Origin of the sequence: Streptomyces sp. SS7 (genome assembly GCF_037993025.1) — a bacterium.
Lineage (GTDB): Bacteria > Actinomycetota > Actinomycetes > Streptomycetales > Streptomycetaceae > Streptomyces.
This window is the reverse complement of sequence record NZ_CP141223.1, coordinates 410,973-425,906: the sequence shown is the minus strand read 5'-3', so window position 1 is coordinate 425,906 and position 14,934 is coordinate 410,973. Positions and strand designations below refer to the sequence as shown.

Genomic DNA, 14,934 nt, shown 5'->3' with positions numbered 1-14,934 from the left:
CGGCGGCGGCGCCTGCCGAGGACGCCGGTGGCACGATGGAGTGGTGCCACGAGTACCGCACGAACCCGGCGACGAAACGGCTTGGATCCGCCGGCTCCAGCAGGAGGTCGAGCAGCTCAAGGAGGCGGTCGCCTCCCATGCCGTGGTGGACCAGGCGATCGGGGTGATCGTCGCGCTCGGAAGGGTGACGCCCGACCAGGGCTGGGCGATCCTCCGCGAGGTCTCCCAGCACACCAACATCAAGCTGCGCAACGTCTCGGAGCTGATCCTGATCTGGGGGCGCAGCGGGGAGATGCCGGAGGAGATCCGGGCGGAGCTGGAAGCCCTGCTGGACGAGTACGGCCCCACGCAGATCCCCGGCGCCCCGCCATTGGAGTGAGGGCGATTCGCCCGGGTCATCGGGTCTGCGGCACGACCTCCTCGCGCAGCCGGGCGAAGCAGCTGCTGAGCAGCCGGGAGACGTGCATCTGCGAGATGCCGAGCTGCTCGGCGATGGTGTTCTGGGTCATGCCCTGGAAGAACCGCAGATAGAGGATGGTGCGCTCGCGCTCCGGAAGCGCCCGCAGACAGGGCGCCACGGCCACGCGGTCGACGACGGTGTCGTAGCCGGGGTCGGGTTCGCCGAGGGCGTCCGTGAGGGCGTACCCGTCGGTGCCGGGCAGCTCGGCGTCCAGTGAGAGCGCGGAGAAGCACTCCAGCGCCTCCATGCCGGTGTGCACCTCCTCCTCGGTGAGCTGCGCGTACGCGGCGATCTCGGCGACGCTCGGCACCCGGCCGGGCGTCGTCTGGGTGAGTTCCTTCGTGGCGTGCCGCACCCGGTTGCGCAGGTCCTGGACCCGCCGGGGCACGTGCAGCGTCCACATGTGGTCACGGAAGTGGCGCTTGATCTCGCCGGTGATCGTGGGCACCGCGTAGGCCTCGAAGGCCCGGCCGCGCCCGGGATCGTAGTGGTCGACGGCCTTGACCAGTCCGAGGGCCGCGACCTGGTACAGGTCCTCCAGCGTCTCGCCGCGACCGCGGAAGCGGACGGCGATCCGCTCGGCCATCGGCAGCCACAGCCGGACCAGTTCGTCGCGCAGGGCCCGGCGCTCCGGCCCGTCGGACAGGGCGGCCAGCCGTGCGAAGGACCGGCCGGTGTCCGGGGCGTCGTCGTGGGGGTGCCGGCGCGTTCTGACGGTGGAACGCATCTGCATGCCTTCCCGAGGGGGTGCCGAGGATGGAAGGGCACCGTGGGATGCGCACGCGCGGACAATTCGGCGATCGCCCGGGGCGCCCGCCAGGCGGAGGTCCCACGGACGTGCCTCCTGTCCGAAGCACACTGGTCACCTTCCCGGGCACGAACTTCTGAAACTGTTCGTCCGGTTATGTCGGAATTTACTTTTGACTTCCCGGAGGGAGATTTACCTCTGACACAGAGGTAACCTCGCGATGTGGACGAGGAGACCTTCCCGGAAGAGCTCGCCGACGCGCTCGTCGGCATCCAGCGGCTGCTGCGGCGCCGTCTGCGCGCCGGGCTGACCGTGCCCCGGCTGCGCGGCGCGGAGGTCGAACTGCTGCGGCTCGTCGAGTCCCGGCCCGGCGTCGGGATCTCCGACGCCGCCAAGGAGCTGTACCTCGCGGGCAACTCCGTCTCCACCCTGGTCAACCAGCTCGTCAGGGACGGGTACCTGGTCCGGGAGACCGACCCCGCCGACCGGCGTGCCGCCCGGCTGCTGCTCACCGAGGCCGCCGAGACCCGTCTGCGGGCCTGGAAGGCACGCCGGGCCGCGCTCGTCCACCGGCATGTCACCGGGCTCGACGCCGCCGACCGGGAGGCCCTGCGCGCGGCGCTCCCGGCGCTGCGCTCGCTCGCCGTCAGTCTGCACGAGGAGGCCGAGGACTCATGACCGCCGCCGTCGCCTGCACCGCGCTCGCCCACGCCTTCGGGGACACCAGGGCCGTCGACGGGCTCGACCTGACCGTCCGCGAGGGGGAGGTCTTCGGTCTGCTCGGCCCCAACGGGGCGGGCAAGACCACCGCCATCCGCTGCATCACCACGCTGTTGCCCGTCCCGTCCGGCATGGTCGCCGTCTTCGGCCGGGACGCCGCCCGCGACCGCATGGCCGTACGACGGCTGCTCGGGTACGTCCCCCAGCAGTTGTCCGCCGACCAGAACCTCACCGGCCGGGAGAACGTCGCCCTGTTCGCCCGGGTCTTCGACGTGCCCCGCCGGGAACGCGCGGCGCGCGTCGCCCAGTCGCTGGCCGCCGTCGACCTCACGGACGCCGCCGACCGGCTGGCCGGCACCTACTCCGGCGGTATGGTCCGCCGCCTCGAACTCGCCCAGGCCCTGGTCAGCGCACCCCGGCTGCTGATCCTGGACGAGCCCACCATCGGGCTCGACCCGATCGCCCGCACCGGTGTCTGGGAGCACATCACCGCCGTGCGCGAGGCCACCGGCATGACCGTCCTGGTGACCACGCACTACATGGACGAGGCCGACCAGTACTGCGACCGGGTCGGTCTGATGCACCGCGGCCGTATCCGCGCCCTCGGCACCCCCGCCGAGCTCCGCCGCGACCTCGGCGAACGCCGCGGCCTCGCGCCCACGGACCCGCCGCCGAGCCTGGAGGACGTCTTCCGGGACGTCGCCGGCAGCGGCCTCGACGACACGTCAGGAGACTTCCGCGATGTCCGAAGCACCCGCCGCACCGCGCAGCGCGTCGGCTGACGTGGCCCACGAGCCGGGCATCGACCTGCTGCTGCGGCCCCCCGTGCCGCGCGCCGGCTGGCGGGTGCTCCCCGCCCGGGTCGCGGCCCTGTGCGCCGTCGAACTCCAGAAGCTGAGGCACGACCGCACCGAGCTCTACACCCGGGCCGTGCAGCCCGCCCTCTGGCTGCTGATCTTCGGTCAGACCTTCAGCCGCATCCGGGCGATACCCACCGGCGGCATCCCCTACATCGACTACCTCGCACCCGGCATCATCGCCCAGTCCGCGATGTTCATCGCCATCTTCTACGGCATCATGATCATCTGGGAGCGGGACGCCGGGGTCCTCAACAAACTCCTCGTCACCCCCACCCCGCGCTCGGCGCTGATCACCGGCAAGGCCTTCGCGGCCGGTGTGAAGTCGCTGATCCAGGCCGTCGTGGTGATCCTCATCGCCGCCCTGCTCGGGGTCGCCCTGACCTGGAACCCGCTGAAGCTGCTAGGCGTCGCCGGGATCGTCGTGCTCGGCTCGGCGTTCTTCTCCTGTCTGTCGATGTCCATCGCGGGCATCGTCCTCAGCCGCGACCGGCTGATGGGCATCGGGCAGGCCATCACCATGCCGCTGTTCTTCGGCTCCAGCGCCCTCTACCCGGTCGCGATCATGCCGGGCTGGCTCCAGGTGATCAGCAAGGTCAACCCGCTCAGTTACGAAGTGGACGCCCTGCGCGGTCTCCTCCTCGGCACCCCCGCGCACCTCGCGCTCGACTTCGGGGTGCTCGTCCTGGCCGCCGCGCTCGGCATCACCGCGGCCTCCGCACTGCTCGGCCGGCTGGCCCGCTGATCTTGTCGGCGACGTGATGTGCGGCACGCCCGCGGACCGTCCCGCGGCGGCCGTCGGCGGATTCTTCCTGCGCACGGCTTGATCGACGATCAAAAGGGGTGAACGCCCTGGCCACAGCGCATTCCGCCCATTTGACAGTGCGCTGAGCACACGGATAGGAAGCAGCCGGTAGAAGTCGAGAGGTGGACAGTGGACGAGCCGAACGTGGTCGGGGACTGGCAGGAGTACGACGAGCAGGCCGGTCTGCGGGTCCGCGTCCACCAGTTGGAGGAGTCCGAGCCGCCGCGGGGCCGCGACGACGCGGCCGAGGGGCTGACCTACTTCCGGTTGCGGGTGACCGTGGAGAACCGTGGGACCGGGCACTCCACGATCCATCTCGAGGACGGTCAGATCGACGTACGGATCGGGCCCGACGGCGAGAGCGCGTTCATCGACTGGCGCAACTCGCAGTTCATCGAGGGCTTCGACGTCTACCCGCTGCGCCGCGCGACCGCAGTCCTGTACGCCGCGGGGCCCGAGGCGGCGCTCGGCCAGGTGGACGTGCAGATCCAGTTGCGGGTCGACGACGAGTGGGCCGACCGCCGGCTGTGGACCGGAGGGATCGGCCTGCGGGGCGGGGCGCTGCCCGCGGGGCCGGGCCGGGACAGCCTGGCCCGCCAGGTGAGCAACTTCCTGCGGGACCAGGCCGCCGAGGAGGGCACCGCCTGAGTGTGCCCCCGGATCAGTGCGGGATGCCGTCGATGATCTCGCGGGCGCCCTGACGCAGCAGCGCCACCGCCACCGAGGTGCCGAGGGTCGCCGGGTCGAGCGGGCCGGCCCACTCGTGGGCGTTGAGCCGCACCTTGCCGTCGGGCGTGAACACACAGGCCCGTAGCGACAGTTCCCCGCTGCGGTCCACCCGGGCGAACCCGGCGATCGGGCTGTTGCAGTGTCCCTGGAGGACATGCAGGAACATGCGCTCCGCCGTGGCCTCCCGGTGGGTGGCCGGGTCGCCGAGCCCGCTGACGGCGTCGATCAGCCCGGTGTCGCCCTCACGGCACTGGAGCGCGAGGATTCCCGCGCCGATCGGCGGCATCATCGTTTCCGGCGACAGCACCTCGCTGATCACGTCCGTACGGCCGATGCGCTCCAGACCGGACACCGCCAGCAGCAGCGCGTCCGCCTCGCCCGCCGCCAGCTTCTCCAGCCGCCGGTTGGCGTTGCCGCGGAACGGCACGCACTCCAGGTGCGGGTGGGTCGCGGCCAGCTGGGCGATCCGGCGCACCGAGGAGGTGCCGATCCGGGTGCCCTCCGGCAGTTCGTCGAGGGTGAGCCCGCCCGGGTGGACCAGGGCGTCGCGGATGTCGTCGCGCCGGAGGAAGGCCGCGAACACCGTGCCCGCGGGCAACGGCCGGTCCGCCGGCACGTCCTTGACGCAGTGCACCGCCAGATCGGCCTCACCGGCCAGCAGCGCCGCGTCCACCTCCTTGGTGAACGCGCCCTTGCCCTCGACCTGGGACAGATCGCCCATCCACTTGTCGCCGGTCGTCTTCACGGGGACGACCTCGGTGCGCACACCCGGGTGCAGCACGGCCAACTCGGCGCGGACACGCTCCACCTGGGCCAGCGCCATGGGGGAGTCTCGGGACACGATGCGGATCAGTTCCGGAACGGACATGCGGGACACGATAGACCCTCGCGCCCCGCACTCCGCACCGCTTCCCCGTTTCCGGCCACGGGGCACCGTGTGAACCGTGGCCGGAAGGGTAGGACTACGGGTTCCGTACCGCCGTCACGCGTTGGGGTCGAAGGTGATCCCCGACGGCTTGGCCGACGCCAGGTGGGCGGCGAAGTTGCCGTCCTTGAGGCCGAAGTTGGCGCTGCCGAAGTCGTACGCGGTCAACTTGTCGCGCAGACCCGATGGGTAGCCGTTCCAGCCGACCAGCGGCGGGTACTGCCAGGTGTGCTTGGCGTTCTCCGGCGGCTCGTCGTTGGAGTTGCCGATCCGGAAGCAGTGGGTCCTGATGCCGTCCTTGTGGTAGACGACCTTCGCGTGCGTGCCCTCGAAGCGGACGCCGGAGACGGGGTGCACGGTGAACGAGCCGTGGTTGGACGTCGACACGTACTGGACGCTGCCGTTCTGCACCCAGACCACGACGTGCTCCCAGTCGTGCCGGTGCCCGCCGATGCTGCTGCCCGCGAGGGCCTGGTCCTTCTCGAAGTACAGGCCGTACATGTACGCGCACCAGCCGTTGTTGCACTTGTAGCGCGAGTAGGTGTTGGTGTTGTCCAGGTCGGACGCGTCGTGGCAGTCGCCGCTCAGCGAACCGGTCGGCTTCAGGCCGCCGTTGATGGAGCCGTCCCGGCCGATGGCCGGGGTGGAGTAGCAGCCGTCCGTGTCGTAGTCGAACGCGGGCTGGTACGTCAGTTCGGCCGCCTCGGCGTTCTGCGGCAGCGCCGCCGGGGGAGCCGCGAAGGCGACCGAGGGTACGGCGAGCACCAGGGCGGCGGCACCGGCGAGTCCGGTGAGCCACCTCCTGCCGTGGGCCTTGAACGTAGATGACGACACTGCGTCCTCCTAGGGGATCCGGGCGCAGCCGAACGGCTGTGGGGGAAAAGGGAGTTGAAGGAAGCTCAGCTTCCACGGTTTTCGCTCCCAGGCCAAGGGGTCGCAGGCGTATCAGTGGTGAAGCACAGCCCAACACTCGGTCGTTCGGTGCCGTGTCAGGCGGAGTTGTCCGGAAGGTCGGCCGCAGACTCGTCGGGGGTGAGGTCGGTGCGCAGCCGCAGCCAGGAGGGCTGGCGCAGCAGTCCGGCCCGGGTCCGGGTGCTGTAGCGGACCTCGCCGACCAGCCGGGGCGCCACCCACCGGGCACCGGCGGCCGCGGGGACGGGGTCGAAGGGGCACACCCCGGTGGCCTCGGCCCGCAGCAGCGCGCCGAGTTCGGTGCGCTCGGCCTCGCTCCAGCCGGTGCCCACGCTGCCGACGTACCGCAGGGCGCCCGCGGTGGTCCGCTGCCCGACGAGGACCGCACCGGGCAGCCCGGTCAGCCTTCCCTTCCCCGGCGACCAGCCGCCGATCAGCACATCGGCGGTGCGCAGGTTGCGGATCTTGATCCAGGCCCGGGAGCGCACGCCGGGCTCGTACACCGAGTCCAGCCGCTTGCAGACGAGCCCCTCCAGACCGTGGACGCGGGTGGCGTCCAGGGCCTCGCGTCCGTGGCCGACGAGTGCGCGCGGCGTCGACCAGAACGGCCCCTCCAGGCCGAGCTCCTCGAGCCGCGCCCGGCGCCGCGCGTAGGACAGCCGCAGCAGCGGGTCCCCGCCGAGGTGCATGACGTCGAAGAGCACGAGGTGCACCGGCACCACCGCCGCCATCCGCGCCGCCCTGCCCGGTGCCTGCGCCAGCCCCATCCGGGACTGCAGCAGCTGGAAGTCGGCCCGGCCCCGCGCGTCCGGCGCCAGCACCTCCCCGTCCAGTACCGCGGCCGTGGCCCCCAGCGCCGCGCCCAGCGGCCCCAGCTCCGGATAGGCCCCGGTGATGTCCTCGCCGGAGCGGGCCCGCAGCCGGAGCGTCCCGTCCCCGGGGAGGTAGAGCACGGCCCGCTGCCCGTCCTGCTTCGTCTCGTAGGCCCAGCGCGCGTCCTGGGTGACCGGGGGCAGCTTGCCGGGCGTGGCGAGCATGGGAGGGATGAGAGGGAGCGTCACGGGTGAGGTGTCGACCCTCTGGCCCCGCCGCACGCGCCCGGCGCGGCGGTTTCCCCCGAACGGCGGCTCAGTCGCCCGAACAGCCGAAGACGCCCAGGTGACTCGGCCGGTCGCCGGTGTAGAGCAGGACGTACCGGCCGGTCCAGCGCACCGCGCACTCGGCACTCAGCGCGGGCCCGGAGTCGTACACCTCCCGGAACCGCTCCGGTGTCGGTCTGGGGCTGCCGAAGTGGTGTCTGACCCGGTCCGCGGGCAGTGGCCGCAGTGTGCTGGTGTCCTCGACCGCGTACTCGTCCGGCGGTGCGCAGGTGCCGACGACGTGCAGGATGTCGAGGATCGAGTGGGTGCCCTCCTGGCTCATGAACTCCGCGTCCCCCCAGAGCTCCTCCAGGCTCGCGTAGACGCCGTCGGCGCCGTACTCCCGAGCGAACTCCTCGGCGTGCAGTGCCCTCAGGGACTCCTCGACGCCGCCCCTGTACGGCGTGACGTAGTCCCAGCAACTCGCGCCCATCGCGCCCCCCTTGCGATCGGTGAACCGTCCCGTGTCCGTCACGGTAGGGCAGGCCACTGACACCCCTCGTCCAAGTGGCCCGCACCCTCGGCCACCGGAGCCGTCGCCCGGCGGGGGGCCGCTCACCACACGCACGGCAGCTCCACGTCCACCGTCGTCGGTCCGCCCGCCGGGCTGGAGAGCCGTACCGTCCCGTCGAGCGCCGCGACGCGGCGGCGCGGACCGAGGCCCGCGCCGCCTGTCGCAGGGTCGCTCGCATGCGGTGCCGTTCCCGTCCGGGGGGAAGTGGGACAACCAAGGGCGGAAGGGGGGTGGCCGCCGGGCGGGGGGTCCGGTCAGGCGGCCCCGCCGGGAGGCTCAGTCGTCCAGGGTGACGACGACCTTCTCCGCCGCGCCCGGCGTCAGCGTCAGCTCGAAGGCGCGCTCGGCCTCCGCGAACGGGACCCGGTGACTGATCAGCCGGGCGAACCGCTCCTGGTGCTCGACCAGCTCGGGGGTCACCTCGAAGATCTCTGTCGGGTAGCCCTGGGAGGCGATCAGGGTCAGCTCGCTGCGCAGCATGCCGCCCAGGTCGATCTCGGAGCCCTTCTTGTGGACGGCCACCATCACCAGCCTGGCCCCCCACTTGGCGGAGTCGACGACGGTGTTGAAGACCGCGGCCACGCCGGCCGCGTCGACGAAGACGTCCGTGCCCGGCCGGGGCTGGCCGAGCGCGTTGGCGCTCCGGCCGTGCAGTGCGGTCAGTCGCGCCGTCACGTCCTCCTCCGCCGAGTTGACGACGGCGTCCGCCCCCACGGCCAGTGCCTTCTCCAGCCGGGCGGGGATGACGTCGACGACCACCACGTGCTCCACGCCGCGCAGCTTCAGCCAGATCGCCGCGCCCAGCCCGATCGGGCCGGCGCCGAACACCACGACCTTGTCACCGGGGCCCGCCTCGGACCGGTTGACGGCGTGCCGCGCCACCGCCATCGGCTCGTTCAGCGAGGCCACGTCGAAGGGCACGCTGTCGGGGAAGACGGCGACGCTCCGGCCGACCTCGGCGTTCTCGATCAGCAGGAACTCGCTCATACCGCCGTACGTGCCGCCGCAGCCGATGATGCCGCCGGGGGCGTCCTGCGGGTTGACGACCACGCGGTCGCCGATGTTCAGCCCCTCCACGTCGGAGCCGAGCTCCACGATCTCGCCGGCCGGCTCATGGCCGAGCGCCACCGGGACCAGCTCGCCGCCGAGGTGGGCGCGGGCGGGCATGCCACCCATGTGGAGGAAGGTGACATCGGTGCCGCAGATGCCGCAGGCACGGATCCGGACCAGGGCGTCCCTGGGACCGGGCACGGGCCGCTCCACGTCGACGACCTCGATCTTGTCGACGCCACCGGTCCGGACGGACTTCATCGTGCTCATGGGAGAACCTCTCTCGGGTGTCGCTTGTCGCTCATCGGTTATCGGTCATCGGTGGTGCACAACGGCGGTCACACGCCGAGGCGCGTCAGGACAGAGTCCGTCGTGCTCTGTTCGCCGGGGTGGACGGAGGCGGCGGGGCGAGCGGCAGCGCACCCGCGGGCCGAGGAGGGGGTTCGGTCGCGCCGGGCTGATCCCAGGCCGGGGGGAGGCGGCTCCGGGCCCGGGCCGACCGGCCCAGGTTGCTTGAGTTAGGCAAGCACATATGAATTACTTGAGTCAAGCAAGCGTGACCTCCATGTCCCCTCGATGGAAGGGCACCCCTCCTGATGCGCGCACCCCGATCGTCCCGGCCTGGGGACCGCCCCGGACCGTTGTCCCGTGCCGTCCTCACGCCCTCGCTCGCCCGGGGCGCCGGGCAGCAGGTGCTGATCCTCGCCGGTGGCCCGGACACCGCCGGACTCCTCACCGCCACGCAGGAGCTGGCCGGCTACCGGATCGGCCTCGCGGACACCGCCGCCGGCGCCCTGGCGCGGCTCGACGCGCACCGCTTCGATCTCCTGGTCGTCGACATCACCTGGCCCGAGCTGCCCGGCGTCGTCCGCGCGGGCCCCCCTTGATCGCCCACCGGCCGCCGGTCCTCCACCTCGCCCCGTACGACTCGCTCGGCAGCCTGCTGCCCAGCTGGAGCCGGGGTCGCCGGCTGGTCGTATACGAGGGCGACCTCGCCGCGCGCCGGTTCGTGGCCGTGTACCGCACGGGCCGCCGGGTGAGCGGGGTTCTCACGATCGGCGTGCCGCCGAAGGCGGTCCGGCCGTGGCTCCGGGCGATCGCCACGGGAGCGGCCTGGGGTGAATCCGTGGGGGTGCCCGCGCAGTAACTTACTTGAGTTACGCAACAAGATGGTAAACTGGATGGCATGCCCAGCGAACCCCTCCCCCTGCCCGCCGTGGCCGCCCCGGAAGTGATCGAGATCGAGCGCGCACTCACCCGGATCACCTACCTGAGCACCCGTGCCCGCCAGCACGACCGGCTGATGGCGATGGCCGGCGTCCCCCTGGACCGGGCCGCCGTGGCGCTGCTGCGCCAGGTCGCCGACTCCGAGCCGCTGCGGCCGGGGGAGCTGGCCCAGCGCCTGGGCGTGGAGGCCTCCCACGTGACCCGCACCGTACAGCAGCTCCAGAAGTCCGGGTACGTCACCCGGGTCCCCGACCCCGACGACGGCCGGGCCCAGCGGATCCAGCTCACCGACGCCGGCCGCGAGGCCGTCGAGCGGGTCCGGGACGCGGGCGCCCGGGGGATGCAGCTCGCCCTGGCCGGCTGGTCCCCCGAGGAGCTCGGCCGGCTCGCCGCGCTCTTCCACCGCATGGTCGACGACTTCCTCTCCTACGCCGTCGACGACGACACCGACCAGTCGGCCGTCGGCGCCTGACCGGCTGTCGCCGCAAGGGAGTTGAGGGCGTCCGCAGCGCCGTACCCCGCCGCCGGGGTCCCGACTACCGTCCAGTAATCTCGGGCGTCAGGACTTCAGAGGAGGAACCTTGTCCCGGTCCGGACGCTCACCCCTGCTGCTGGCCGGCCTGCTGGCCACCGCGGGCGTGGCCCATTTCGCCGCACCCCGCTCCTTCGACGCGACGATCCCGCGCGTCCTGCCGGGTTCGCCCAGGGCCTGGACGTACGCCAGCGGCGCCGCGGAGCTGGCGCTGGCAGCCGGACTGGCGCTGCCGCGGACCCGCAAGGCGGCCGCGCTGGCCAGCGCCGCGTTCTTCGTCGGCGTCGTCCCCGCCAACGTCAAGATGGCGCTGGACTGGCGCGACCGTCCCACCCCCCTCAAGGCTGCCGCGTTCGGCCGGCTGCCCCTGCAGGTGCCCCTCGTGCTGTGGGCCCGCAGCGTCGCGAACGGCACGGAAGGACGGTCATGACGAAGACACTGGAGATCGGCGACAAGGTCGAGGACTTCTCGCTCCCCGACGAGACCGGCACGGTGCGCAGCCTCACCGACCTGCTCGCAGAGGGCCCCGTCGTCCTCTTCTTCTACCCCGCCGCGCTCAGCCCCGGCTGCACCGCCGAGGCCTGCCACTTCCGTGATCTCGCCGCCGAGTTCGCCGCCGTGGGCGCCCGGCCGATCGGCATCAGCGGGGACTCCGTCGACCGCCAGCAGGAGTTCGCCGGCCGTCACACCCTCGGGATGACCCTGCTCTCCGACGGTGACGGCGAGGTGCGGGAACTGTTCGGGGTGAAGCGCGGCGTCTCCCTCATGCCCACCAAGCGGGCCACCTTCGTCATCGCCCAGGACCGCACCGTCCTCGAGGTCGTCCGCAGTGAACTGCGCATGAACACCCACGCCGACCGCGCCCTGGACGCCCTGCGCGCCCACCGCGGCTGAGCGACGCGCGGGCCCCGGCCCCCGGCCGGCGCCCGCAGCCCCGGTCCACGACCGGACCCGCGCGGTTGATGCACCCGGTCAAAGGGACCATTCTGGACGACATGGACCATGTCGTCGCTGCGGCGGTCATCGATGCCCGGGGCATCGTGACGGGCTGGAGCGAGGGTGCCCGGCTGCTGACCGGGCATCCGGCCGAGGAGGCCGTGGGGCGGGCGGCGGCGGGCCTGCTCGCCGAGGACCTCACGTCCGCCGGCGGACAGGCCTGGAGCCGGCCGGTCGTCGTACGCCACCGCGACGGGCACCCCGTCACCCTCGCCGTCACCGCCTGTCCCCTCCTCGGCACCGGGGGAGAGGCCCTGGGCTGGACCCTCACCGCGGAACGCGCCGCCGCGCCGGAACCCACCCTCGCCGGGCGCGCCTTCCAGCAGGCGTCCATGTCGATGTCCGTCTTCGACCCCGGACAGCGCTATCTGCGGCTGAACGAGGTCGCCTGCAAGGTCATGGGCGTCACCGAGGACGTCCTGCTCGGCCGCCGCTTCCCGGACACCGTGGAGGAGGCCGACCACAGCGAGGGGTTCAACTGGCACCTGCGCCAGGTCGCCGAGACCGGCCGCCCGCTGCGCTACGAGAGCCACACCGGCGCCCCCTCCCTCAACCGGGAACACGCCTGGACCACCGAGATGTGGCCGGTGCGGGACGCCTCGGGCGAGGTCGCCGGGGTCGCCCTGGCGGCCTTCGACAGCAGCGACCAGTACTGGGCCCGCCGCCGTCTCGCCATGCTCAACGAGGCCGCCGCCTCCATCGGCACCACCCTCGACGTCGTCCGCACCGCCGAGGAGGTCGTCGAACTGCTGGTCCCCCGCTTCGCCGACTTCGTCAGCGTCGACCTGCTCGACTGGGTCCTGGGCGCCGACGAGCCGCCGCCCGTGCCCGAGGGGGAGATCGTGCTGCGCCGGGTCGCCCACGGCTCCGGCCGGGAAGGCACCCCCGAGGCCGCGGTCCGCCTCGGCGGCACCGACACCCATCCGCCGTTGAGCCCGCCCGCCCGCGCCCTGCGGCAGGGGCGCGCGATCCGCAGCCAGGCCGGTGAGCCCGACTTCATGCGCTGGCTCGCCGAGCGCGACACCCGCTCGCCCGAGGGCAGCCCCTACCGGCGCGGCGTCCACTCCATGATCTCGGTGCCGCTGCGTGCCCGCGGCACCACCCTCGGAGTGCTGGTCGGGGTCCGGATCGCCCACCCCGACGACTACGAGGCCGACGACGCCGTCTTCGCCGAGGAGCTCGCCAGCCGGGCCGCCGTCTGCATCGACAACGCCCGCCGCTTCGCCCGTGAACGCACCACCGCGCTCGCACTCCAGCACAGCCTGCTGCCGCGCGGACTGCCCGGCCAGGCCGCCGTCGAGGTCGCCCACCGCTATCTGCCCAGCGGCTCCACCGCCGGCATCGGCGGCGACTGGTTCGACGTGATCCCGCTCTCCGGCAGCCGGGTCGCGCTGGTCGTCGGCGACGTCGTCGGGCACGGCATCGCGTCCTCGGCCACCATGGGCCGGCTCTGCATGGCCGTGCGCACCCTCGCCGACGTCGACCTGCCGCCCGACGAACTGCTCACCCACCTCGACGACCTGGTCACCCACCTCGCCGGCTACCAGGAGGGCGGCGACGAGGTCGCGGAGCTGGGAGCCACCTGCCTGTACGCCGTCTACGACCCGGTCAGCCGGCACCTCGCCCTCGCCGCCGCCGGCCATCCCGCGCCGGCCCTGCTGCTGCCCGACGGCCGCGCCGAGCTGGTCCGGATGGCCCCCGGCCCCCCGCTCGGCGTCGGCGGGCTGCCCTTCGAGGCGGTCGAGCTGGAGCTGCCCGAGGGCGCGGTCGTCGCCCTCTACACCGACGGCCTCATCGAGGACCGGGACCGGGACGTCGACCGCGCCACCGGCGAACTGTGCAGCGCCCTCGGCGCGCCGGCCGACACCCTCGACGCCCTGTGCGACACCGTGCTCAAGGCGGTCCTGCCCGAGGAGCCGGGCGACGACGTGGCCCTGCTGCTGGCCCGCACCCGCGCCCTCGGCGCCGACCGGGTCGCCACCTGGGACGTCGATCCCGACCCCGCCCGGGTCGCCGCCACCCGGCAGGCCGCCACCGAGCAACTCGCCGCCTGGGGACTGGAGGAGACCGCCTTCGTCACCGAACTCGTCGTCAGCGAACTGGTCACCAACGCCATCCGCTACGGCGAACCCCCCATCCGGCTCCGGCTGATCCGCGACCGCAGCCTCATCTGCGAGGTCAGCGACGGCAGTTCCACCTCGCCGCACCTGCGCCGCGCCCACGCCTTCGACGAGGGCGGGCGCGGCCTGCTGCTGGTCGCGCAGCTCACCCAGCGCTGGGGCAGCCGGCAGACGGACCGGGGCAAGACGATCTGGGCGGAACAGAGCCTCGAGCCGCAGTGATCACACCGGGCCCCGCCCCTGCGGACGGGCGCTCGGCAGGAGACCGCACCGCACCGAGCCGGTGGCCGCGCGGTCCCCGGCTCAGAACTCCTCGTGGGTCTCCGGGTCGCCGCCCAGCCGCTCCGGGGCCCGGTCCGCGATCACGCGCATCTGCGCCGGACCCAGCGAGAAGCCGAAGACGTCCAGATTGGCGCCCTGCCGCCCGGGGTCGGCCGACTTCGGGACGGGGACCGCGCCCAGCTGGACGTGCCAGCGCAGCACGACCTGCGCGGGGGTGACCCCGAGCGCCTCCGCGACCTGGACCACCGCGGGGTCCTGGAGCAGGGCCGAGCCCCGCCCCAGCGGGCTCCAGCTCTCGGTGACGATGCCCTTCGCCGCGTGGAAGGCCCGCAGCTCCTCCTGCGGGAAGAGGGGATGCAGCTCGATCTGGTTCACCGACGGAAGGACACCCGTCTCCTTCTCCAGGCGCTCGATGTGCTCGGGCGTGAAGTTCGAGACGCCGATCGAACGGACCAGACCCTCCTCCCGCAGCTCGATCATCGCCCGCCACGAGTCGACGTACCTGCCGACCCGGGGGAGCGGCCAGTGGATCAGATACAGATCGACGCGGTCGAGGCCGAGACGGCGGCGGGACTCCTCGAAGGAGGCCAGGGTCTCCTCGTGACCGTGGTGGCGGCCCGGGAGCTTGGTGGTGACCATGATGTCCTCGCGCGGGACCCCGCTCCGCGCCACCCCGCGCCCCACCCCGCTCTCGTTGCGGTAGTTCGCCGCCGTGTCGACCAGCCGGTAGCCCAGCCCGAGTGCGCCGGCCACCGCCTCCTGGGCCTGCGCGTCGTCCATCGGCCAGGTACCCAGACCGAGGGCAGGGAGCTGCGTACCGTCGTTGAGCGTGTGCACCGGGATGTCGATCACCGTCTGCCCTTCCCTCGGAGCGGGATGCGTCACTCCAGCCTCACGGATGAAGGGGGCCCGCTCAAC

The 14,934-nt window shown here is 72.7% G+C and carries 18 protein-coding genes; 11 read left to right on the top strand and 7 right to left on the bottom strand.

Annotated features, from left to right (window positions below):
- The first annotated feature begins 43 nt into the window (after positions 1-43).
- Positions 44-379, top strand: coding sequence for an ANTAR domain-containing protein (locus U5640_RS02005; protein ID WP_340374064.1), 336 nt, complete (start codon positions 44-46; stop codon positions 377-379).
- Positions 380-395: 16 nt separating this feature from the next.
- Here U5640_RS02005 and U5640_RS02000 read toward each other — a convergent pair whose 3' ends face one another.
- Positions 396-1,187: an RNA polymerase sigma factor SigF gene (locus tag U5640_RS02000; RefSeq protein WP_340374063.1), complete on the bottom strand. Its 792-nt coding sequence runs from the start codon at positions 1,185-1,187 to the stop codon at positions 396-398.
- Positions 1,188-1,430: 243 nt separating this feature from the next.
- Here U5640_RS02000 and U5640_RS01995 point away from each other — a divergent pair, with 243 nt between their 5' ends.
- From U5640_RS01995 to U5640_RS01980, 4 genes are all read left to right on the top strand, one after another.
- Positions 1,431-1,886: a MarR family winged helix-turn-helix transcriptional regulator gene (locus tag U5640_RS01995; RefSeq protein ID WP_340374062.1), complete on the top strand. Its 456-nt coding sequence runs from the start codon at positions 1,431-1,433 to the stop codon at positions 1,884-1,886.
- Complete coding sequence (locus U5640_RS01990) at positions 1,883-2,710, top strand: ATP-binding cassette domain-containing protein (protein ID WP_340374061.1); 828 nt, start codon at positions 1,883-1,885, stop codon at positions 2,708-2,710. Before U5640_RS01995 ends, U5640_RS01990 begins: the two co-directional genes overlap by 4 nt.
- Positions 2,670-3,530: an ABC transporter permease gene (locus U5640_RS01985; RefSeq protein ID WP_340374060.1), complete on the top strand. Its 861-nt coding sequence runs from the start codon at positions 2,670-2,672 to the stop codon at positions 3,528-3,530. The genes U5640_RS01990 and U5640_RS01985 overlap by 41 nt, the downstream gene beginning before the upstream one ends.
- 189 nt (positions 3,531-3,719) lie before the next feature.
- Positions 3,720-4,238 carry a hypothetical protein gene (locus U5640_RS01980; RefSeq protein ID WP_340374059.1) on the top strand — a complete coding sequence of 173 codons (519 nt, stop codon included), beginning with the start codon at positions 3,720-3,722 and terminating at the stop codon, positions 4,236-4,238.
- Positions 4,239-4,251: 13 nt separating this feature from the next.
- Here U5640_RS01980 and hemC read toward each other — a convergent pair whose 3' ends face one another.
- From hemC to U5640_RS01955, 5 genes are all read right to left on the bottom strand, one after another.
- On the bottom strand, positions 4,252-5,187 hold the full coding sequence (hemC, locus tag U5640_RS01975; protein ID WP_340374058.1) for a hydroxymethylbilane synthase: 936 nt from the start codon (positions 5,185-5,187) through the stop codon (positions 4,252-4,254).
- A 114-nt stretch (positions 5,188-5,301) separates the two neighbouring features.
- Positions 5,302-6,078, bottom strand: coding sequence for an NPP1 family protein (locus tag U5640_RS01970; protein ID WP_340374057.1), 777 nt, complete (start codon positions 6,076-6,078; stop codon positions 5,302-5,304).
- A gap of 155 nt (positions 6,079-6,233) precedes the next feature.
- A complete protein-coding gene (locus U5640_RS01965) occupies positions 6,234-7,193 on the bottom strand; it encodes an ATP-dependent DNA ligase (RefSeq protein ID WP_340374056.1) in 960 nt (319 codons plus the stop codon).
- A 91-nt stretch (positions 7,194-7,284) separates the two neighbouring features.
- Positions 7,285-7,770: a hypothetical protein gene (locus U5640_RS01960; RefSeq protein ID WP_340374055.1), complete on the bottom strand. Its 486-nt coding sequence runs from the start codon at positions 7,768-7,770 to the stop codon at positions 7,285-7,287.
- Between the two features lie 315 nt (positions 7,771-8,085).
- Entirely contained in the window at positions 8,086-9,129 is a 1,044-nt protein-coding gene (locus U5640_RS01955) for a zinc-binding dehydrogenase (RefSeq protein WP_340374054.1), read from the bottom strand.
- Between the two features lie 371 nt (positions 9,130-9,500).
- On the opposite strand from U5640_RS01955, the gene U5640_RS01950 reads away from it, so the two are divergent.
- The 6 genes from U5640_RS01950 to U5640_RS01925 all read left to right on the top strand — a co-directional run bounded on the left by U5640_RS01950 (position 9,501) and on the right by U5640_RS01925 (position 13,956).
- Complete coding sequence (locus tag U5640_RS01950; RefSeq protein WP_340374053.1) at positions 9,501-9,746, top strand: hypothetical protein; 246 nt, start codon at positions 9,501-9,503, stop codon at positions 9,744-9,746.
- Positions 9,743-10,006 carry a hypothetical protein gene (locus tag U5640_RS01945; RefSeq protein WP_340374052.1) on the top strand — a complete coding sequence of 88 codons (264 nt, stop codon included), beginning with the start codon at positions 9,743-9,745 and terminating at the stop codon, positions 10,004-10,006. Before U5640_RS01950 ends, U5640_RS01945 begins: the two co-directional genes overlap by 4 nt.
- A gap of 39 nt (positions 10,007-10,045) precedes the next feature.
- Positions 10,046-10,558, top strand: coding sequence for a MarR family transcriptional regulator (locus U5640_RS01940; RefSeq protein WP_340374051.1), 513 nt, complete (start codon positions 10,046-10,048; stop codon positions 10,556-10,558).
- A 109-nt stretch (positions 10,559-10,667) separates the two neighbouring features.
- Positions 10,668-11,048, top strand: a complete 381-nt coding sequence (locus U5640_RS01935; protein ID WP_340374050.1) for a MauE/DoxX family redox-associated membrane protein — start codon at positions 10,668-10,670, stop codon at positions 11,046-11,048.
- On the top strand, positions 11,045-11,512 hold the full coding sequence (locus U5640_RS01930; RefSeq protein WP_340374049.1) for a peroxiredoxin: 468 nt from the start codon (positions 11,045-11,047) through the stop codon (positions 11,510-11,512). Before U5640_RS01935 ends, U5640_RS01930 begins: the two co-directional genes overlap by 4 nt.
- Before the next feature lie 101 nt (positions 11,513-11,613).
- The gene (locus U5640_RS01925) at positions 11,614-13,956 is read left to right on the top strand and encodes a SpoIIE family protein phosphatase (RefSeq protein ID WP_340374048.1); all 2,343 of its coding nucleotides are present in this window, start codon (positions 11,614-11,616) and stop codon (positions 13,954-13,956) included.
- Positions 13,957-14,037: 81 nt separating this feature from the next.
- Here the strand turns inward: U5640_RS01925 and U5640_RS01920 are convergent, their stop codons facing one another.
- Complete coding sequence (locus U5640_RS01920) at positions 14,038-14,868, bottom strand: aldo/keto reductase (RefSeq protein ID WP_340374047.1); 831 nt, start codon at positions 14,866-14,868, stop codon at positions 14,038-14,040.
- Positions 14,869-14,934: the final 66 nt, after the last annotated feature.

Coding starts and splice junctions, on each gene's coding strand:
- U5640_RS01985 (WP_340374060.1), top strand. CDS start 2,670: ATGTCCGAAGCACCCGCCGCACCGCGCAGCGCGTCGGCTGACGTGGCC.
- hemC (WP_340374058.1), bottom strand. CDS start 5,187: ATGTCCGTTCCGGAACTGATCCGCATCGTGTCCCGAGACTCCCCCATG.
- U5640_RS01990 (WP_340374061.1), top strand. CDS start 1,883: ATGACCGCCGCCGTCGCCTGCACCGCGCTCGCCCACGCCTTCGGGGAC.
- U5640_RS02000 (WP_340374063.1), bottom strand. CDS start 1,187: ATGCGTTCCACCGTCAGAACGCGCCGGCACCCCCACGACGACGCCCCG.
- U5640_RS01930 (WP_340374049.1), top strand. CDS start 11,045: ATGACGAAGACACTGGAGATCGGCGACAAGGTCGAGGACTTCTCGCTC.
- U5640_RS01925 (WP_340374048.1), top strand. CDS start 11,614: ATGGACCATGTCGTCGCTGCGGCGGTCATCGATGCCCGGGGCATCGTG.
- U5640_RS01965 (WP_340374056.1), bottom strand. CDS start 7,193: ATGCTCGCCACGCCCGGCAAGCTGCCCCCGGTCACCCAGGACGCGCGC.
- U5640_RS01955 (WP_340374054.1), bottom strand. CDS start 9,129: ATGAGCACGATGAAGTCCGTCCGGACCGGTGGCGTCGACAAGATCGAG.
- U5640_RS01940 (WP_340374051.1), top strand. CDS start 10,046: ATGCCCAGCGAACCCCTCCCCCTGCCCGCCGTGGCCGCCCCGGAAGTG.